The 21,027-nt window shown below is 46.2% G+C and carries 17 protein-coding genes; 8 read left to right on the forward strand and 9 right to left on the reverse strand.

Features of this window, described 5'->3' with window-relative positions:
• The 7 genes from nadC (at position 1) to ACWQXP_RS05340 (ending at position 7,318) form a co-directional block, all read left to right on the forward strand.
• Complete coding sequence (gene nadC, locus ACWQXP_RS05310) at positions 1-888, forward strand: carboxylating nicotinate-nucleotide diphosphorylase (RefSeq protein ID WP_454062985.1); 888 nt, start codon at positions 1-3, stop codon at positions 886-888.
• A 4-nt stretch (positions 889-892) separates the two neighbouring features.
• The gene (locus tag ACWQXP_RS05315) at positions 893-1,756 is read left to right on the forward strand and encodes a biotin--[acetyl-CoA-carboxylase] ligase (protein WP_454061800.1); all 864 of its coding nucleotides are present in this window, start codon (positions 893-895) and stop codon (positions 1,754-1,756) included.
• Between the two features lie 29 nt (positions 1,757-1,785).
• A complete protein-coding gene (locus ACWQXP_RS05320) occupies positions 1,786-2,556 on the forward strand; it encodes a type III pantothenate kinase (protein ID WP_454061801.1) in 771 nt (256 codons plus the stop codon).
• Between the two features lie 145 nt (positions 2,557-2,701).
• Entirely contained in the window at positions 2,702-3,337 is a 636-nt protein-coding gene (gene grpE, locus ACWQXP_RS05325; protein ID WP_454061802.1) for a nucleotide exchange factor GrpE, read from the forward strand.
• A gap of 58 nt (positions 3,338-3,395) precedes the next feature.
• Positions 3,396-5,279 (forward strand): molecular chaperone DnaK, encoded by a 1,884-nt coding sequence (gene dnaK / locus ACWQXP_RS05330; RefSeq protein ID WP_454062986.1) that lies wholly within the window; start codon positions 3,396-3,398, stop codon positions 5,277-5,279.
• 87 nt (positions 5,280-5,366) lie between these two features.
• Positions 5,367-6,494: a molecular chaperone DnaJ gene (gene dnaJ, locus ACWQXP_RS05335; RefSeq protein WP_454061803.1), complete on the forward strand. Its 1,128-nt coding sequence runs from the start codon at positions 5,367-5,369 to the stop codon at positions 6,492-6,494.
• 41 nt (positions 6,495-6,535) lie between these two features.
• Positions 6,536-7,318, forward strand: coding sequence for an RsmE family RNA methyltransferase (locus ACWQXP_RS05340; protein WP_454061804.1), 783 nt, complete (start codon positions 6,536-6,538; stop codon positions 7,316-7,318).
• Here the strand turns inward: ACWQXP_RS05340 and ACWQXP_RS05345 are convergent.
• The 6 genes from ACWQXP_RS05345 to recA form a co-directional block, all read right to left on the reverse strand.
• Positions 7,299-8,288 carry a YCF48-related protein gene (locus ACWQXP_RS05345; protein ID WP_454061805.1) on the reverse strand — a complete coding sequence of 330 codons (990 nt, stop codon included), beginning with the start codon at positions 8,286-8,288 and terminating at the stop codon, positions 7,299-7,301. The two genes, ACWQXP_RS05340 and ACWQXP_RS05345, sit on opposite strands and share 20 nt — an antisense overlap.
• 14 nt (positions 8,289-8,302) lie before the next feature.
• Positions 8,303-9,955 carry an IPT/TIG domain-containing protein gene (locus ACWQXP_RS05350; RefSeq protein ID WP_454061806.1) on the reverse strand — a complete coding sequence of 551 codons (1,653 nt, stop codon included), beginning with the start codon at positions 9,953-9,955 and terminating at the stop codon, positions 8,303-8,305.
• A gap of 317 nt (positions 9,956-10,272) precedes the next feature.
• Complete coding sequence (locus ACWQXP_RS05355) at positions 10,273-10,734, reverse strand: RidA family protein (protein ID WP_454061807.1); 462 nt, start codon at positions 10,732-10,734, stop codon at positions 10,273-10,275.
• Positions 10,735-10,752: 18 nt separating this feature from the next.
• Positions 10,753-11,748: an endolytic transglycosylase MltG gene (gene mltG, locus ACWQXP_RS05360; RefSeq protein WP_454061808.1), complete on the reverse strand. Its 996-nt coding sequence runs from the start codon at positions 11,746-11,748 to the stop codon at positions 10,753-10,755.
• A 212-nt stretch (positions 11,749-11,960) separates the two neighbouring features.
• Positions 11,961-14,609 (reverse strand): alanine--tRNA ligase, encoded by a 2,649-nt coding sequence (gene alaS, locus ACWQXP_RS05365; protein WP_454061809.1) that lies wholly within the window; start codon positions 14,607-14,609, stop codon positions 11,961-11,963.
• A 67-nt stretch (positions 14,610-14,676) separates the two neighbouring features.
• Entirely contained in the window at positions 14,677-15,762 is a 1,086-nt protein-coding gene (gene recA, locus ACWQXP_RS05370; protein WP_454061810.1) for a recombinase RecA, read from the reverse strand.
• A 697-nt stretch (positions 15,763-16,459) separates the two neighbouring features.
• On the opposite strand from recA, the gene ACWQXP_RS05375 reads away from it, so the two are divergent.
• The gene (locus ACWQXP_RS05375; RefSeq protein WP_454061811.1) at positions 16,460-17,098 is read left to right on the forward strand and encodes a PEP-CTERM sorting domain-containing protein; all 639 of its coding nucleotides are present in this window, start codon (positions 16,460-16,462) and stop codon (positions 17,096-17,098) included.
• A gap of 488 nt (positions 17,099-17,586) precedes the next feature.
• Here the strand turns inward: ACWQXP_RS05375 and ACWQXP_RS05380 are convergent, their stop codons facing one another.
• The 3 genes from ACWQXP_RS05380 to ACWQXP_RS05390 all read right to left on the reverse strand — a co-directional run bounded on the left by ACWQXP_RS05380 (position 17,587) and on the right by ACWQXP_RS05390 (position 20,963).
• On the reverse strand, positions 17,587-18,657 hold the full coding sequence (locus tag ACWQXP_RS05380) for an MBL fold metallo-hydrolase (RefSeq protein ID WP_454061812.1): 1,071 nt from the start codon (positions 18,655-18,657) through the stop codon (positions 17,587-17,589).
• A 437-nt stretch (positions 18,658-19,094) separates the two neighbouring features.
• Positions 19,095-19,673: an RNA 2',3'-cyclic phosphodiesterase gene (gene thpR / locus ACWQXP_RS05385; RefSeq protein WP_454061813.1), complete on the reverse strand. Its 579-nt coding sequence runs from the start codon at positions 19,671-19,673 to the stop codon at positions 19,095-19,097.
• A gap of 9 nt (positions 19,674-19,682) precedes the next feature.
• On the reverse strand, positions 19,683-20,963 hold the full coding sequence (locus tag ACWQXP_RS05390) for a competence/damage-inducible protein A (RefSeq protein ID WP_454061814.1): 1,281 nt from the start codon (positions 20,961-20,963) through the stop codon (positions 19,683-19,685).
• Positions 20,964-21,027: the final 64 nt, after the last annotated feature.

A 21,027-nucleotide genomic window follows, 5' to 3' on the forward strand; every position in this document is an offset into this window, starting at 1 on the left:
ATGTCCGCGCAAAAAACACACGTTCGCTCACTGATCAAACTCGCATTGGAAGAAGATGCTGTCGACGACGACATTACGACCAAGATCCTGATCCCTGCACGCCTTCAAGCAAAAGCCACGATTATGGCCAAAGAAAAATTGGTCCTTGCAGGCTTAGATGTCGCGAAGCAAGTGTTTACACAAGTTGATCGATCATTGAAATTTAAGGCCTATCAGAAAGATGGAAGTGTTATAAAGGCAGGAACGATTTGCTGTATGATCTCGGGAAACGCCAGGTCGTTACTCAAAGCCGAGCGTGTCGCCTTAAACTTTCTACAACATTTATCGGGAATCGCGACGCTCACACGCCAATTTTGCCTCGCGTTAACAACGTCTTCAACAAAAATTCTTGACACACGTAAAACGACCCCAGGATTACGGTCTTTACAAAAACAGGCTGTGACTTTTGGCGGAGGACACAATCATCGACAATCCTTAAAAGATGGAATTCTCATCAAAGACAATCATTTGACCTTACTGTATTCCAAAAAAATCACACTGGATCAAGCTTGTCACCTGGCCAAAACACAAGCCCCCGCTCGCCTGAAAGTCTGTGTTGAAACCGAGACGTTGGATCAAGTAACAGCAGCGATACGAGGCAAAGCCGATATCATTCTTTTAGATAATATGCCTCCTCACATTCTCCGTCAGGCGATTCAGCTAATAGACGGGAGAGCCCTTACTGAAATATCGGGAGGAATCACTCTGAAAAATGTTCAAAGTATTGCAAGCGTTGGAGCGGACTTTATCTCCATCGGAGCCCTAACCCACTCAGCTCGGTCCATGGATCTAAGCTTATCTCTTAACCCGATTACACAATCACATCTCCGTCGACCACGCAATGGGTAGTTTGATGAACAATTCCCCGAAACACGCCGATATCTCCCAAGAGGTCCTTCAGTCGCTGCTTTCAACCAAGGAAATCGGTCGGCCCACGATTATTTACAATGAAGTTTCTTCAACTAATACATTAGGTTTCGAAGAAGCGCAACGCCAGGCTTCCCATGGCACTGTCGTTCTTGCTGATTGCCAAACTGCGGGAAAAGGACGTCAGGGCCGTTTCTGGCACTCCCCTGCTGGAAAAAACCTCTACTTTTCAATCGTATTAACACAACCTGCCTATCAAGCCCATGCGTCATGGCTTCCCTTAGTGACAGGCATTGCCTTAGCTGAGACTCTTGAATTGATTTCTGGACTTTCAATCTCCCTTAAGTGGCCCAATGACATTATCATTCGTGATAAAAAGTTAGCTGGAATCCTCTGTGAAGCTAGGCAAAATGGAGATGGGGCTTGGGCCGCTGTCGTAGGAGTTGGCATTAACATAAATAATAACCAAGGTGACTTTCCTGAAGAATTACAAGGCACCGCCACGTCTCTCAGACTAGAAAGTCACAGGCAATATGATCGACTGCCCTTGTTAGCAGCATTTCTCAAAAATGTTGAGACCTACTACGAAAGATTATCTTCAGCAAATGTTGACGTCATACGAGCCGAATACATGAAACGATGCATCACGTTGCGACGTTCAATTGAAATCCAGCTTCATTCCGGAAATCGGGTCGAAGGGGTAGCCGTCGATATTGGCAATGATGGTGAACTACGCATCATTCCTTCAGAGAGTCACGGAAACCAAACAATAATGGCCATACGGTCAGGCGATGTGATCCATGCCCGAAAACCCTCACAGCTTATTAAGAAGGCTACAATCTCAGATTAATTACGCCATTATTCAGAAACTAGAGAATCATGCTACTCGCCATTGATATAGGGAATAGTCATATTGTCGGAGGAATCTTCGATCAAGAACACCTACGTGCCGCTTGGCGTTTAGCCACAGATCAAACTAAAACCACGGATGAATACGGAATTCTCTCACTTTCCCTGCTAGACTCCTATAGCATATCCACCTCTCAAATAACTGGCTGTATTATATCCAGTGTCGTACCACCCATCACTGTGGTCTTCGAGTCCATGGTCAAAACGTTTTTCAAGCAAAATCCAATTATTGTTTCATATAAAAGCCCTCTTGGCCTTTCCTTGCGATATCAACATCCCCAGGAAATCGGAACGGATCGACTGGTTAATGCCGCTGCAGCCTTTGAACGATACCAACGTGCGCTCATCATTGTGGATTTTGGGACCGCGACAACCTTTTGTACCGTCACGACATCAGGTGAATACCTAGGCGGGGCAATCGCTCCTGGCCTAAAAAGCTCAGCGGATTCGCTTCACCTTCAAACAGCCCAACTCCCAATTATCGATTTGGTCCGACCACCAATGGTTATTGGCACCGATACGATTACCAGTATGCAATCAGGTCTCATTTTTGGCTATTCAGGACTCGTCGATGAATTAGTACGAAGAATTCAAGAAGAAATTCGGGAAACCACCTACGTTATCGCTACAGGAGGCTTAGCTACAGTTATTTCTCAAATTTCCTCTACGATCGATGAAGTCCGACCAAATCTCACACTAGAAGGCTTGGAACTCCTTTATCGACGAACAATCTCCGCATAGTGAACACCCGCCATATCGTCAATTTTCTCTAAATTTTTGAAAAATGTAGGAAATTTCAGCCAGTGGGTTGACTTTAACTATTCCCATGACTATCTGGAGAACACACGATTTTGTACGGATGAAATTAGAGGAGAAAAGGCTGTTTATGAGCACAAGCGATCAACCCATTCAAGAAGATGCTCCCGGGAGCGAAGGGTTAACCCCCTGCTCTTCTTCTGAACAGAAGGAAGACATCGCTCAAGAAACCACATTACCCGATGATATTGAGACTCTTCGGCAAGACCTCAAGGCGAAAACTGAAGAAGCAGACACGGCTCACGATAAATACTTACGCTTAGCGGCAGAATTTGATAATTACAAAAGACGTTCACAGCGCGACCAAAGTGACGCGATTAAGTTTGCCAATGAAAAATTGATCAAAGATCTCCTGCCAACCCTAGACAACCTTGAACGTGCGATCCAAGCAGCACAGGAACAAAGTTTAACCGGCCCCCTTCTGGAAGGCGTGATCTTAACCCATAAACAATTCCTCGAAACATTGACAAAACTTGGATTACAACAAATTACAAGCCCTGGAGAACCCTTTGATCCTTCTAAGCATCAGGCTGTCGCGCAAGTCGAATCAGACACGGCACAGCCCAATACGGTCATCGACGAATATCAAAAGGGTTATTTTTTACACGAACGCATTCTTCGCCCGGCGATGGTGACCGTCGCCAAATCACAATCTGATCAAGACACGAATACTAATAGCGAACAGAGCTGTACTGAAGGAGGATAAGAGCATGAGTAAGATCATTGGAATAGACTTGGGAACGACGAATTCTTGCGTCGCAGTGATGAGCGGTGGAGACCCTAACGTCATTGCCAATTCCGAGGGAGGCCGAACGACGCCATCAGTTGTCGCCGTCAACGATAAGGATGAACGCCTCGTCGGACAGATTGCCAAACGGCAAGCCATTACGAATCCCGAAAATACCATTTTTTCCGTCAAGCGACTGATGGGGCGAAAATTTAATTCACCGGAAGTCGCCGATGCGGTCAAACGCCTTCCCTACAGGATTGTTGAAGCGGAAAACGGTGACGTCGACGTTCAAATTCGTGGAAAACACCATAGCCCACCAGAAGTCTCTGCCATGATTCTCCAAAAAATGAAACAAACTGCAGAAGACTACCTCGGCGAGAAAGTTACAGACGCGGTCATTACCGTTCCAGCCTACTTTGATGATAGTCAAAGGCAAGCCACAAAGGATGCAGGACAAATTGCAGGCCTCAATGTTCTCCGCATTATCAATGAGCCAACAGCAGCATCTCTCGCCTATGGTCTTGATAAGAAAAAAGATGAGCGCATTGCCGTCTACGATTTAGGGGGTGGAACATTCGATGTCTCGATTCTTGAAATTGGCGATGGCGTCTTTGAAGTTAAATCCACAAACGGCGATACCTTTCTTGGTGGAGATGACTTTGACCTTCGAATTATTGACTGGCTTGTTGAAGAATTCAAAAAAGATCAGGGCATTGACCTACAAAAAGATCGAATGGCGCTTCAACGACTGAAAGAAGCGGCAGAACGGGCAAAAATTGAGTTATCGTCTTCGCAAGAAACGGAAGTCAATCTCCCCTTCATTACAGCCGATGCCAGCGGACCGAAACATCTTGTCCTGAAGCTGACACGGTCCAAGTTCGAACAGCTCGTTGATGATCTGATCACGCGTTCCATCGAACCATGTAAAAAGGCCCTTTCTGATGCTGGACTCTCTGCCAGTGAAATCAACGAAATCGTCCTCGTCGGTGGCATGACGAGAATGCCGAAAGTCATCGAACGGGTTAAAGAGTTTTTTGGCAAAGAACCACACAAAGGGGTCAACCCTGATGAAGTCGTGGCCATTGGAGCCGCCATCCAAGGTGGTGTGCTTAAAGGTGACGTGAAAGACGTCCTCCTGCTTGATGTCACTCCTCTTTCATTGGGCATTGAAACCTTAGGTGGAATTTTCACGAGACTGATTGACCGGAATACGACGATTCCGACAAAGAAAAGCCAAGTATTTTCCACGGCAGCTGATAACCAAACCGCCGTGACGATTCGCGTCTTTCAAGGTGAACGTGAAATGGCCAACGACAATAAATTGTTGGGACAATTTGACTTGGTCGGAATTCCATCTGCGCCTCGTGGTCTGCCCCAAATTGAGGTCACCTTTGACATTGATGCCAATGGGATCGTGCACGTGTCGGCTAAGGACATGGCGACACAAAAGGAACAGTCGATCAAGATCACGGCATCCAGCGGGCTGAGCAAGGAAGAAGTTGACCAACTCGTCAAGGATGCGCAAGCGCATACGGAAGAAGACAAGAAGAAACGAGAACTGGTTGAACTCAAAAACCAAGCTGACACCCTTATTTACAGCACAGAAAAGAACCTGTCTGAACATGGTGATAAAGTTGACGAGGAAGAAAAGTCTAAAATTACAACCGCGATTGCCGACTTAAGGGCTGCGTTGGATAGTGCCGACGCTGAGTTAGTTAAAACATCAATGCAAAACCTCACGACAGCCTCTCATAAACTCGCAGAGGAAATGTACAAAAAGGCTTCCGCCGATGCTGCCACCTCTGGCTCACCGGAAGGCCACACTGAGGACACGAATAGTGATGACACCTCTTCTTCAAATTCAGATGAGAAAATTGTTGACGCGGAATTTGAAGAAGTCGACAAAGAAGCAAAATAGAGTAGAATAAATGAGAGGGTGCATGCGACATATACATGATCAACATGCCGAGTACAACCATTTTGACATGGAGACAGCTCTGACATAATGGCACAAACTGGAAAACGTGATTATTATGAAGTCCTCGGTGTTGATCGAAGTGCTTCCGAAGACGACATCAAAAAGGCATTTCGAAAACTTGCCAGACTACATCACCCCGACCTTCAAAGCGATGCCACCAAAAAGAAGGCCGCAGAGGAATTGTTTAAAGAGGCCGGAGAAGCCTATGAAATCCTGAGTGACGCCGAACGACGAAAAAAGTACGACATGTTCGGACACTCAGGCGGACCACAAGGGTTTGGTGGAGCTGAGGGATTTGACTTTGGCCGTGGATTTGACGATGTATTCGGAGATATCTTTGAAGGGTTTTTTGGTGGTGGCCGAGGCCGGTCTCGAGCTGAATCCGGCACCGATCTTCAATACAATCTTGAACTCTCCTTCGAAGAAGCCGTTACCGGAAAAGAAGCTAAGTTAAAAATTCCAAGATGGGAAACGTGTGATACTTGCCATGGAACCGGGGCACAATCTGACAAATCAGTTAAAACGTGCTCAACATGTCGAGGTATTGGACAAATCCGGCTTCAGCAAGGATTTTTCACAATTAATCGACCATGTGGAGAGTGTCAAGGAACGGGGAAAATTATATCCGATCCATGTCGAGAATGTCGCGGGAAAAGACGCGTCTATCGGGAACGTACCTTGTCCGTCACGATTCCGGCCGGCATGGAAACCGGCATGCGGCTTCGATTAGCCCATGAAGGAGAGCATGGCTCCAACGGCGGTCCTCCAGGGGATTTGTATGTTGCCATTTCAGTTAAACCTCATCAGTTCTTCACAAGGAAAGGCAACGATGTCTTATATGACCTTCCTGTTCATTTTGTGACTGCCACTCTAGGGGGGAAAGTCGAAGTACCAACCTTGAAAGGCAGTACCATGGTCAAGATACCTGAGGGAACCCAACCTGATAAGGTTCTTCGGTTAAAAGGAATAGGCATTCCCAGCGTGAAAAACGGTCAACCTGGCGATCAACTGATTCGTGTCCAGGTGAAAATTCCAACAAAATTAACGCTCCGCGAACGAGAACTTCTTATGGCCTTTGCCCAAGAAAGTAATGTCTTAAATGAGCAGGGTGATGGGGAAGGCCTTTTTGACAAAGTCAAAAACTTATTTGAATAATAGCCGACGTCGGCATTTTCTTTATCCGGCGAATGTTCCCTATGCCGGTTTTTTTTGTCTCCTCCACAACAATCCAAAATCATCGTATCTCGCTAGCGGGCTCTCTCTATACGCACATCGTAAAAAGTTTACGAATCCGCCCAGGTCAGTCTATACAGGTTTGCGACGAACGACGCCAGCGACATTCTGTTGAAGTCACAGACGTTACCAAACGCACTCTCTACGGTAATATTCAAGATACCGTCATTGGTCCTCCTCAAGAACAACCTACGATCACCCTTGCGCAATCGGTCTTAAAAGGCGAACACATGGCTTGGGTCATTCAAAAATCCACAGAGTTAGGCGTACATGCAATCATTCCCATTATTTCCGAACGGGTACAAAGCCGAATAGGGAAGAGTTCGATGACGTCCCATCAGGTACGATGGCAGCGAATAGCTCTAGAGGCGGCTCAACAGTCTGAGCGTTGGGATTTCCCAGCCATTCTTGAACCGCAACCATTTCACACATTTCTTCATGCATTATCCGAAACTCAAAACAACCTGATATTAGTTGAACGAGAAGAGCCTACAGTGATCAACACGGCGGCAGAGCACGATCAACCATTCTCAAATAATCAAAACGTTGTTCTCACAATCGGACCGGAAGGAGGCTGGAGTCAAGCGGAAATTCAAGACGCAGAAAATTCAGGAATGAGAAAGGTGACGCTCGGTAAAAAAATCCTTCGATCAGAAACCGCGGCCATAACAGGGATGGTCATGGTACAAGAACGCTTTAAACACGTGACGTTTACAACAATAGATGTTAAGGGGCCTTCTGCGTGAATTTTACAATAGTCCCTTGATCACCGACAGCCCAACCATTAATCTTGTCAGGAAAGGACAGGCCATATAGAGATACAGAGCTAACCGGCTCTGACTCAGTCCAGGTAAACCCAGCATCCTTCGTATAGAGAAGAATCCCACGTTCTCCGATAATCCAACCAGTGACCGCATCCATAAAGTAAATTTCTACTAGATCAGATGGTTTAATACAGGGAGCTCCGCATGGACGAGTTTGATCATTCCACGTCTTTCCTCCATTAATCGTTTGGAATATCGAGCCTTGTGTGCCGATGGTCCATCCAATGTTTTCATTGATAAACTCAACATCAAAAAACGTTGCCGGGCTCTGCTCGGTTGATTGAAGCTTCCAGTGTTTTCCGGCATCCTTCGTCACTAAAATGACGCCTAACGCCCCAACAGCCCATCCAACAGATTCATCAATAAACTTGATTCCAAAGAGGTCCGCAGTTGTATCGCTTCCTTGATCTTCCCAGTTTTCTCCACCATCATTGGTATAGAGAAGCGTCCCTCTCGCCCCGACAATCCAGCCCGTCTGCGGAGTGAGAAAGTGACTACCATATAGCGTGGCACTCGTCCCACTCACTTGTGGAACCCAGGTATTGCCGCCATTACTTGTATGAAGCACTGTTCCATTTTGCCCAAGTACCCACCCATGCTGATCATCCGCAAACGTTACGACAGTGAGCAGGACATTTGTTCGTCGAGGAAGAGCCGTCCAGGTCTGTCCCCCATCCTGAGTTCGCAAAAGTGTTCCCCCAGCTCCCACAGCCCACCCGGCTGCCTTATCTTTAAAGTAGGTGTCAAGAAGTGTCACTTTCGTTCCACTCTCTTGAATGCTCGCTGTGACAGGGTTTGTTGAGTCCGCATGGACAGAACTTGCAACAGACAAAAAAATCGCCACCAATACAAACAACAGTGCGTACATACGTTTCAAATTACCAACTCCCATGAACTCGTTCAGAATTAATCAGATAGATGATTATTAGGATTAAAGGCGCTAGGATCGGGTAAACCACGTTTTAAAATGGTAAATGGTCCAGCAACGGCCGAAACCCATTTCTTTGGCGTACAGCATTTCTTATTTTCCAAAATGTCCCACGAACCACGTTTGACGATCAATTCACCATTTAAAAGACTCAAATCAATTCCTTCAGGGTTTGTCACACCAAACGCTTGCCTGCGGGGCACACGCACTTGAATTTCTTTATCGCTCCAAGAAACGACTTGCGCGGCCAGCCCATTGAGAATCACTTCACTACGTGAAACATCTGCATCTAATCGATATATTTCCCAATCATGCCCTTTTTGATTGATGCTTAATTTTGTGGGTTCGGCAATTTTCAAAAAACTTCCAAACCCTGACCCCTTAATCGTGACAACCTCGTCTAATCCGGCTGACTTCGGAGAGTACGATGTCACCGTGGGCTCTACAACCGTAAATGTACCGGCAACAAGTTTCACGACATCGTGGGCTTCACAGCAGGTTCCATCTTGATGAGGAAGAGACGCTCCTCTCTTCACCACAACTTCGCCACTTTTTGCACTGTACGGTATCCACACGTCAATTTGGTTATCAAGCCATCGATGAATGACAGCCGGAACACCACCGATCTCAACACCATTTTCCCCTGGTTCAAAGTCAAAGGCATACGCGGTGTTCCCCCCTTCAGACAAGACGCCAAAATGCTGTCCCTTAATTGTCAGTAATGTGCCGATGGGCCCACGCAGAGGGCTCAGTTCAGAAACCTTACTCTTCTGAAGGGTGAAGTGAGCAACCTCTCGGGTGTCGCCTTGATTCGTTAATGTCACTGGACCGCTTTTCGCATTTAGCGGAACATGAATGACAATCGTACGATTGGTCCATTGCGCGATACCAGCTGGCTGACCACCAATCAACACTGAAGCATCTTCGGGTAATGTATCCCCGAAGTCTTGACCCGACAGGACAACTTTACTACCAACTGGACCTTCCGTCGGTTGAATAGAAATTTTGGGAATCACGGTTAACGGGACAGCATTACTCAGAATATAATCAACCGGAGCACAACAAGATCCATCTGGTAACGGATCAGATGAAGCTAAGCGAACCTCAACATTTCCAGTACTCGCATTGGCAGGAATGGCAACTTCGATTTTATTCTGACGCCATTTTTGAACTTGAGCTCGGATCCCATTGACCAACACTTGATTGACTCCAAACATCGTATTCGGATCACGCGAACCAGCAGTATTGCCAAAGTTTTCACCATGGATGACCAGGGTTGATCCAGCCTCAGCTTTTGCTGGCTCGAGTCGGCTAATCTGGATTTGCTGTACAGCAAAAGACCCAACAGCAATTTCGGCATCTCCATTAATGACCGTCACCTTACCGGTTTTCGTTTCAAGGGGAACTTTCACCATAATAAAGTCTGGCTCCCATTGTTGAACAAGAGCCGACACGCCATTAAACTCAACCCGATTTTTCTGTGTGGATTGAAAGTCTCCAAACTCCCCGCCACTGATTGTCACAGTCGTTCCCAATGGCCCGGATTCTGGATGAAGTTCCGCATAGATGATGTTGGGCAAAAAGGCAGAAACAATGAAGCCCGCTATAAAAAGAGCAAATTTATTGTTCATAACCAAAAACCCTTATGATGTTAAAATTAGAGTTCCGTAGAGGAAAATACTACGAAGAAATAAAAAAAACGATGAGACGCCTCCCTGGCCGAAGACTCGCGATACCTTATAACTTACACACACTTTTACGTGGTGAATATCTTGGAAGGACTATATCAAGCAGTCTTTTGGCGAGTCAAACAACGAAAGTGAAGCCGGACCGAACATCAATGGAGGTGATTACCACAACAGGTGAGAGTAAAAAATTGAAGCAGAAACTGACACAGTGTTTGAATACAAATCGTTAGTGATGAAATTTCCAAGAAATCATTGAGACATCAAATTATCACCTGAACAATCAATTCGAGTTCAACTGGTGCACAGAGTGGAAGCTCAGCCGCACCGACAGCAAGCCGCGCATGTCGCCCTGACTCTCCAAACACCTTCACTAAAAAATCGGATGCGCCATTAATCACCGCTGGCTGTTCAGAAAATCCAGTCGCCGATGCCACGTGCCCGGTCATTCGCACAATTTGTTTAACTCGATCCAGCGTACCAAGTTCTTGCTGAATGATTGCTAAAGCATTCAGCACCGCCGTCTGCGAAGCCTTAGATCCTTGCTCTGTATTCAACTCCTGACCAAGTTTCCCAGTTATCGTCAGCTTCCCATCGTGGAAAGGAAGGACCCCGCTCACAAAAAGCAAGTCGCCGGCTAAACAGGCTGGAACGTATGAGGCTAGAGGCTTAGGAGCCGACGGAAGAACGATGCCAAGTTCTTGTAATTTCTCTTCAATGGTCATTGAGATAGGAACGAACCATCAAGAAGCTTGTTTACCCAGTTTTTTCTGATACTTTTCAACAGCACGGTTGTGCTCCGCCAACGTCACAGAAAATTGATGACTCCCATCGTTTTTGGAAACGAAGTACACATAGTCTGAGGGAGTCGGATACAACGCCGCGTGAATGGCCGCCTCACCTGGATTCGCAATAGGACCAGGAGGAAGACCACGAACTTGATAGGTATTATAGGGGCTATCGATAGACAAATCACGTTTTCGTATATTTCCGTCAAACGCCTCGATTGCATAGATGACGGTTGGATCACTTTGAAGCGGAATATTCTGCGCCAAACGGTTATGAAATACGCCTGCAACCATTGACCGCTCTCGAGACAACCCCGTCTCCTTTTCTACGACAGATGCCAAGGTTAAAACTTCCTGCACCGACATGTCCATTCCCTTAGCACGTGCCTGCATTGCTGGAGAAAACGCTTTCCAGAATCTGTGAACAAATATTCGAATCGTTTCTTCTTCAGGAGTCAAACGTGTCAGAAAATAGGTATCAGGAAATAAATAACCTTCTAAACTCTGAACCGTTAAATTCAGACTTTTGATAAAATTCGAATCGTGAGTTAATGCAAGAAACTTTGCTTGATCAACCAGGTCCTTTTTGGCAAGAATTTCAGCAATCTGACGTACAGTATACCCTTCAGGGATGGTCACGGCATGATAGTAGACCTTGCCTTCCTTTAATCGTGAAAGAATTTCTGTTGGTGTTAATCCAGCATGAAGCTCATATTCTCCAGGCTGAATTTTGCGATCGGCCCTCGTGAGTTTGCCCATGACCCGAAACCATTGCGCATTGGCAATGAGACGTTGTTCTTGTAAGGATTCGGCCACTTCTCCCAACGACATCCCTCGCTGAATATTTACGATTCGTGTCGTACTTGAATCTCCAGCTGGCCGATTGAGCATAAGAGTGCTGGCGAGAACTGCGAGGAAAAGAAGCAAAGCGATAAAGAAGAGTTTTTTCACACTAAGTCTTCAAGACATTCGCATAATGTTGTGTTTTATGCTGCCATACCCTGATTATTGTTGGTCATCCGACCCTTTGCGCCCTTCGCCTATCTTTGAAAACTGAAAAACTATTAAAAGTACGGACATGGTGCCGGGGAAAGATGGATAGAGATACTTTCGGTTTTTTGCCAAATAAATTAATGAACATTTGATGCATGTTTTCGATAAGACTATGACCTTCCATGTTCTTCAACAAATTCAAAGACCTTCGAAAGAGCTTGTTGGATCCCTTCCGGCTGACTTCCTCCTGCCTGAGCCATATCCGGACGACCTCCCCCAGAACCATCGACATGGGTCGCAATCGATTTGGCAACATCTCCTGCGTTGATGCGTTTCGTCACATCTTTGGTGACAATCACCAACAATGAAACCTTCTCATCCTTCGCCGAACCAAGAACTAATACACCACTGGGAACAGTATGACGAATTCTGTCAGAAAGCGCACGCAATTCCGGCATGGTCAACCCATCCACACGCTGCGTCTGAACCTGAATGTCATGAATCATGCGGGAGTCAATAGATGCATCATCTAACTCTTTGGCGACAAATTTCATTTTTAGTTGTTCAAGCTCACGTTCCATATCTTTTAACGTTGCAAGAGTTTTTTGTGTTTTGGAAATCAAATCGTGAGGGCTGACTTTCATCAATGCCGAAAGTTCACGTACTTGTTCATCAATCTGTTTTGTGTGCTGTAATGCACCAGCACCGGTGAGTGCCTCAATCCGACGAACGCCCGCAGAAATCCCCCCTTCCGAGATAATTCGAAAGATGCCGATTTCTCCCGTCTGCGTACAATGTGTTCCTCCGCATAACTCTTTACTAAAGGACCCGACTCCGACCACACGGACTTCCGTTCCGTATTTATCGCCAAAAAACGCGAGGGCTCCCTCATCAATCGCGTCCTGAATGCCCATGACATTAGTCTGGACGATTGTGTTTGATCGTATTTGCTCATTTACTAACAATTCAATGTCATCGATATCTCGATGAGACAATGACTTGAAATGTGCAAAGTCGAATCGTAAACGATTCGGGGCCACAAGCGATCCGTACTGTTTGACATGCGGACCTAACAGTTCACGCAACGCGGCATGGAGAAGATGCGTCGCCGTATGATTTCTCGCAGCGTCGTTCCGTGTAGCAATATTCACCTTTGCACTCACAGGGTCACCGACACGAAGACTTCCTTCAACAATTTGACCTTGATGCAAGAAAAATCCCATGTCCGTTTTCGACGTCGATTGGATCTGAACTCGGCCATGCGGGCCTGTCAACACACCCTGGTCGCCGACTTGTCCACCGCCTTCCGGGTAAAACGGAGAAGTTTCTAGAACAAGCTCAACCTGATCACCTTGGACCGTATCCTGAACCAATTGTTCGTCCCGAAGAATGGCTTGGACGGCTCCCTCTCCTTCATACGATTGATAACCAACAAACGTTGTTGGAAAGACTAATGTCTTCAGTTCTTTCAGATACGGCTTCACCTCGGAAGTTGTAAAGGCTGTCGCCTTTCTCGCACGTTCACGCTGTGCATTCAACGCGCGCTGGTATCCTTCATGATCTAACTCTAAATTTTCTTCACGAGCTGCATCCTCGACGAGATCTAATGGAAATCCATAGGTATCGTAAAGCTTAAATATTGTTTCCCCTTCCAACGTACTTAGGCCCTGCGTTTTGGCCTCGTTCACGAGGCGATCAAGAATAGGGGTACCTTGCTCTAATGTTCCAATAAATCGCTCTTCTTCACGCTGAACAACTTCCACAACAATGGATGAACTCTGTTCAAGAGAGGGGTAGGCTGCCTTCATTTCTTGAACGACCCGTTCAGTGAGTTCATACAAAAATGGTTCCGTACATCCTAAGAGACGGCCGTACCGAGAAGCCCGCCGGAGAATCCGTCGCAACACATAGCCCCGGCCTTCATTCGATGGCAAAATGCCATCGACAATGAGAAAGGTCATGGCACGTAAATGATCGGCAATCACACGCATCGATCGGTCTGAGCCTGGATCCGTACCGTATGTTTTCTTCGTTCGCTCTCCAATCGCCTTCAAGAGGGGTCGAAAGAGATCAGTATCAAAATTAGAAGTGACTGCCTGATTTACCGCCGCTAAACGCTCAAGCCCCATCCCGGTATCAATACTGGGCTTTGGAAGCGGATGGAGAGTTCCAGAGGCATCTCGATCATATTGCATGAAAACGAGATTCCATATCTCAAGATACCGGTCGCAATCACAACCCACTCCACAGGTCGATCGACCACACCCCAAGGCTTCACCTTGATCGATATGAATCTCAGAACATGGACCACAAGGTCCGGTGTCTCCCATCTGCCAAAAATTATCTTTTTCTCCAAGCCGAATAATGCGAGAAGACGGCACCGCCATACGGTGTTGCCAGATGTCGAAGGCCTCATCATCTTCGCGATAGACTGTGACCCAAAGACGCTCAGTCGGTAACCCGACAACTTTGGTCAAATATTCCCACCCAAAGACAATCGCTTCCTCCTTGAAATAGTCACCAAAGGAGAAATTACCAAGCATTTCAAAAAACGTATGATGCCGATTCGTATACCCAACATTCTCCAAGTCGTTATGTTTGCCACCAGCACGCATACATTTTTGTATGCTGGCAGCTCTGGTATAGGCGCGTGTTTCTTCACCAAGGAACACACGCTTAAACTGGTTCATTCCTGCGTTGGTGAATAAGAGCGTCGGATCGGCTTGAGGGATGAGAGGAGCACTGGGAACGGAGATATGCCCGTACTCTGAAAAGTAATCAAGGAAGGATTGCCGAAGTTCATGTGCAGAAAAATTCATGAATTAACAGACGCACAATGGATAATCGCTAAGATCCAAATAATGAACACTTCTTACGCAATGGAGTTTAGCCTTTGCTCCCCACAACTTTTTTTCCGACAACTTTTGGTTCTGATACTGTTTGTTCAGGGTTCTCGGTCTTGGAAACAAGACCTGCTGCCTCTCGTATCTGCTTTTCAATGTCTTTTGCAATATCAGGATTAGATTTTAGAAACGATTTGACCGCCTCTCGTCCCTGCCCTAAGCGTTCTTCCTTATAGGAATACCATGCACCGGCCTTGTCAACAATTCGGCGGTCAACACCCAAATCGACAAGTTCGCCAACTTTCGAAATCCCTTCTGCGAACATAATATCGAATTCGGCTTGTTTAAATGGCGGCGCTGTTTTATTTTTGACCACCTTGACACGAACGCGATTACCCATGACGTCTTGGCCTTCTTTAATCGATTCGATACGTCGAATGTCCAGACGGACAGAAGAATAAAATTTCAAAGCATTTCCCCCTGTCGTGGTTTCTGGATTTCCAAACATCACGCCGATTTTCATTCGTATTTGATTGATGAAAATGATGGTCGCATGCGATTTGGAAATCGCCCCCGTCAACTTCCGAAGAGCCTGCGACATCAGACGGGCCTGCAGACCCATATGAGAATCCCCCATTTCTCCTTCTATTTCTGCACGTGGCACTAACGCGGCCACCGAGTCGACGACAATGACATCTAACGCTCCGCTTCGTACCAAGGTTTCAGTAATTTCTAACGCTTGCTCTCCGGTATCCGGTTGAGCCACGAGTAAGTCATCCGTTTCAACCCCTAACTTCTTGGCGTACGCAATATCGAGCGCATGCTCAGCATCGATAAAGGCCGCCGCCCCTCCCGCCTTTTGAGCTTGCGCAATCACATGCAAACACAACGTGGTTTTCCCAGAAGACTCAGGCCCAAAGATCTCTACGACACGCCCTCGCGGTAGTCCTCCAACTCCCAGGGCTAAATCCAGTCCTAGCGATCCAGTCGGAATTGCGGGAATATCGGCCTGAACCTCGGCGCCTCCGAGCTTCATAATCGCCCCCTTCCCAAATGACTTCTCAATTTGAGTCAGAGCGAGATCAAGCGCACGCTTTTTCCCATCTTTTTCGGTAGTCTGGTTACTCATTCGTGGTCCTTTGGTAAATTATCGTCGTGTTGGTTTAGGTTTACGTAGAGATCTTTATCATACCGAACCTCGCAGAAGAGGTAAATGGGGTTTCCCTCACATTATTTAGAACCCAATTGTCTGGCTAGCTCTCTCTCACTAGAAAATTGAAATCTCAGTTTCAAATATTTTGTCGTTCATCAACCCGCAATTTCGTGTATCACAGCCCCCCATTTATATCTCATAAATCAACAAGAAAAGAACGAAAGAGACGTAAGCAGAAAAATTAAACTTTTAGAAGAGGATTTAACAGATATCAATTGAAGCAACACATAGACTTACACCACAATGGGTTCGAAATGTCGAATTTATTACGTCTTTTAGAATTACCCTTAAATGATTGATTTTCAAGATTTTCATCTTTCGTTTCTGACAGATTCTGATAAAGCCGTCAAGTTTTCTTACTTTAGACTCAACTTCCAGTGTAACGTTCATATTTATCATCTTTGAAAGCAACAGAACACAATTACTTATTACCGAACACAATCTACCTCCAAGTACTCTCAACCCTCTCAACTTTCGTCACGTCAAGGAAACCGCATGAGAGTCGGCACAGAAGTTGCGGCATTCAGAATGAGTGAAGAGGACATGGAGAAAAATACTTCCTGCTTCTATTTCTTTTTTATTTAAATCTTCTATTACGGAGGAAAAACAATTCATGAAACGTTTCATAACATTATTTTTAACCATAGGGCTTCTAATTGGTACGATCAGTCAGGTTCAAGCTGCTTCAATCACAACCACATTTACATCGAACAATGGACAGTCTGGCAACATGTTCAATATTACAACTTTTGGAAACACGTTAACGGTAAACTCTATGGAGCTTAATTTAGATTCCGAAACTACCAATTCCATAAGCGTGTACACAAGAAATGGAACATTTATGGGATTTGAAAACAATGCATCCGCTTGGACTCTCGTTTCCCAAACCTCGGGTGTGACCTCTGCAGGTGTTAATATTCCGACTTTTATGGATGTAACCGATTTTAGCCTACTTGCAAACTCAGTAACCGGAATCTACGTGACAACGGGTGGGCCTACGAACATTAATTACACCAACGGGAACAATACATTTGCCAATGCAGACCTTCAACTAAACCTTGGTGTCGGAAACGCAGACTTATTTGGCACCGTATTTAATCCGCGAACCTGGAATGGCACAATTAATTATACTGTGCAGAATGGTAGTCCTGTAGGAGCCGTTCCCGAACCAGGCACAATTTCTTTGATGGGCAGCGGACTGGTAGGACTTGCCCTTTGGCGAACTCGCAAAAGAACGGAAATAAAGAAATAACGAACGGCCAGCCATCCCACGTTTAAAAGAAGGCTTGATCCCAAGAGGTACCAAGCTTTCTTTTTTAAGGTAAGGCAGACTGTACCTTGGCATCTCCAGAGGTAAATGACCACAAGAACTTTTGAGGTACGCTATACGTTGAGCCAAACAAAATCGATTGAGAGCCACATTGTCAAACACCATTTTTACACAAAACATGATATTTCAAAAAACATTCCACTTCCTCGTGTGTTTGATAATAGGGAAACTATAAGATGCATAATGGTGATAGGAGATGTCTTTCGACGGACTTTTCTTCAATACAGTAGCCAGGATTTTGGGATAAAACCAAAGCAGTCACCAATTTGTACATCAAGTTGATTCATATTATTTTAATGGCAAAAAGCCAACGTACACAGATCGCCTCTACAATACATGCAACACAGAATTTCTTTTAAAAAAATCCATCGAAGAGCCCCGTGGCCTTCTCACGATTATTGGGCGCAGGGTTACTTATTGCCCAACACTTCAAACGCATCGACCTTGAGTTTCGCTACACCGTCCTCCTGTAAAACCCAAAGCTCTTTTGTAATCACGCCGTGCGCTTTGTTCATTTCCCATTTCGATGTGATGACAGCGGCCTTCGCATTGATAACCTCGAGCGTCGGGTTATCGTAGCGCACCCCTGTATACCCCTGCGAAATCAACTTTCCCCAAAACGACTGAATATTTTTACGCCCGGTAAAGGTTCCAAAAGGTTCCGCGATCATGATGGCATTTTCTTCATAGGCGCTCGCACATCCTACGGCATCACCACTATTAAACGCTTTACCCCACGCCGCACTGGCATTCTGCACGGCGTTGACTAACGTATCCCGTTGTTTCTTCGTCACATTTACCGCGTTGTGCTGCGGGTTCTTGAACATCTCTCCATGTCCTGGAACAATCCAGTCTGCCTGCTGCAACACCATTTGACGAGATTTTTTGAGGCCATCGGGATCTTCTGCTAATGGATCCTCCTGAGGTTCCAGATCAGGCCCCCACCACAAATGCGTGAAGGCATACGTACCTTCCGTCGTTTCCACCAGCAAACTTGCGTCCTCATCTGTGTGGCCAGGGGTGCGAACGACCTTGATTCCAGGAGCCAATTCATAGTTGTCGGGATGATCTTCCCAAAGGTCATCCTTATATGATGCCCAAAAGTCAACAATCACGGCCTCAGGGAATAGCCCCAAGTGTGTTGTGTGGTCTGGATGGTGGTGACTGATAAACACATGCGTCACATCTTTCGGGACAATGTTTAATGAATGAAGGGTGACGAGTACTTCGCCCCAAACCTTGGGCGCCGCCATTCCTGGGTCGACGATGAGCACAATATCTTCCCCTTGCACAACCGAGATCGTACTTGCCACTTTACGCGCACCATCTGTTTGGGCACCAGGGAGAAATCCACGACCGTCAATTGGCTGTACATAGCCGGAAGTCAACACAGTCACACGATTATCAATACTTTCGGCATAGGCCGAAACACCACTCACCGTCCATAAGCCAGCAAACACTATCGCACTAATCATTTTCATAAGGCCCATCTCCTTGGATATTGAGAACACTTGAACGAATACCAGGTAAAATGCCTTAGCCGTTTCAGTCATACCGAAACAATAAAGCGCTCACTTGTACAATGTTGCTATCCAATACGTGAGAGAAAACGTCAATCATTGTCAGTACAGCCAAGCGGGTATAATCTTCCCATGTTTGAGGCGTAGTATTACGCTGCTAGGCGACCTGTAATAAACACTTCAGAGGCTAACAGATCTCACCAGTGGATACCCCTTCATTCCTGTAAGAGGCATACAACAATCGTCGCCGAGGCGACCTGTAATAAACACTTCAGAGGCTAACAGATCTCACCAGTGGATACCCCTTCATTCCTGTGAGAGGCATACAACAATCGTCGCCGAGGCAACCTTTCCTCATAAACTGGAAATTAATTGGATTCGCTATAGATCGCGAATGTTTAAACATTCTTCTTTCCGAATGGCAATTCACACAAGAGCGAATAGATGGCTCCATGGGATGTGAGTCGACTTTGAAATAAACAGAGTCGATCGACGATGACATTGCCGAACACCCATTCTTGTTTAAGGAGATCGGATGATTCGATGATCCGCCCAATTTCACGAGTGTTGGATTTGATCCGAGAAAGCGTCAGATGAGGATGATAAGGTCTGCTCTCCTGCGCATAGCCGAGAGGACTCAGCGCCGACTCGACACATGACACCAGGACTTCCAAATGATCAACTTCACCGAACACACCTGCCCACAGGACTCTCGGTCTTTGCAACGACGGAAACCCTCCAATACCTTTAATTCTCAGCGAAAATGTTGCTGTGTCCTCAACGACTTCCCGAAGAGCTTCTTGAAGAACCGCCACGTGCCCTGGCTCAATATCACCAAGAAATTTGACTGTCAGATGCATAGAGTCGGGCCGCACCCACTTGACGGTGAGAATCGAAGCAGCGTGATCTTGAAATTGATCAAGCGCTTCGCAAATCTCTGAATTTAGACTAATGGCAAGAAACACACGAATGGACATGGGAGAGACCTATGACTTGGAAAAACGCAAAAGATACAAACGGAGGATATTTAGAGCAGCTTGAGACGCTCGCATTTTGACATCCTGTCGATCACCATAGAATTGAAAAGGCTTTACATGAGTGCCATAGGGTCCATCAATTCCAATAAAGACAAGTCCGACGGGTTTGCTCGCCGTCCCTCCACCTGGACCAGCAATTCCTGTGACACTTAACCCCACATCCGTTTGACTTTTCCTGCGTGCGCCAATCGCCATAGCTTGAGCAACTGATGCACTCACGGCTCCATGACGATTCAGCAGTTTCCTAGGAACTTCCAAAAGATCTTGTTTGGCTTGGTTGCTATAACACACAAACGATCGATCGAGATATGCGGAACTTCCTGCAATCTGGGTCAGACGGTGTCCAAGAAGTCCGCCAGTACAAGATTCGGCTAACGCTAAGGATAGCGATGCAGATTTGAGTTGCTGTCCAACGACATCTTCCATTGTCTGTTCGTCTTCTCCATACATGCTGTCCCCAAGAGTTTGACGAATCAAGGAAACAAGTGATTCGAATTCAGAAAATTTCTGATTTGTCGATCGACCCGATCCCTGAGGGATCCAAGCTCGGAGAACCACGGTAACACCCAAAACCGAGGCAAGTAGGCTCAGTTCGACTGACTGGGATTGCCGAATGATTGGGTGAAGCCGATCATCAACCTGCAACTCCGTGAGTCCAACGGTAAAGAACATCTTCTGCTGCAACCGGGTTGATTGTGAAACACATGATGCTAAACGTGGAACCACTTGGGTTTCGAATATGGCTTGGGCCTCTTTTGAAACGCCTGGAAGTGCCATGATCACGGATCGCTTCCATTCAAGAAGAAATCCTGGAGCAGAACCAACAGGGTTTTCAAGCATCTCCGCTCCGACGGGAAGAAACGCCTGACGAGAAACCACGTTGGTTAACGGTCGTCCATGCGCGGCATACCGTGTCTTTAATACCGTAAAGGCCTTTAGGCGTCGTCGCAACTTCCGACCTGTCACGGCGGCCACGGCTTCCCGTGTACAATCATCGACCGTCGAACCAAGGCCTCCTGTAACGATCACCACATTGGCACGACGAACTGCAGTGGTGATGGCCAGCGCAATGTTCTTTTCACTATCACCGACAAGCGTCTTCCACTCTACTGCAATACCACATTTTGCCAGACCTTCAGCTAAAAAGATGGAGTTCGACTCGAGCCGACCGCCATGCAGGAATTCTGATCCAATCGCGATGATTTCGGCCCTTGAGTTATTAAGAGACACGATATACCTTTCTCACAAAATCCTGTTAATTTTGTTAAACAAATTAAAGAGAACAACTTTGTTA

Source organism: Candidatus Nitrospira salsa (genome assembly GCF_965152625.1).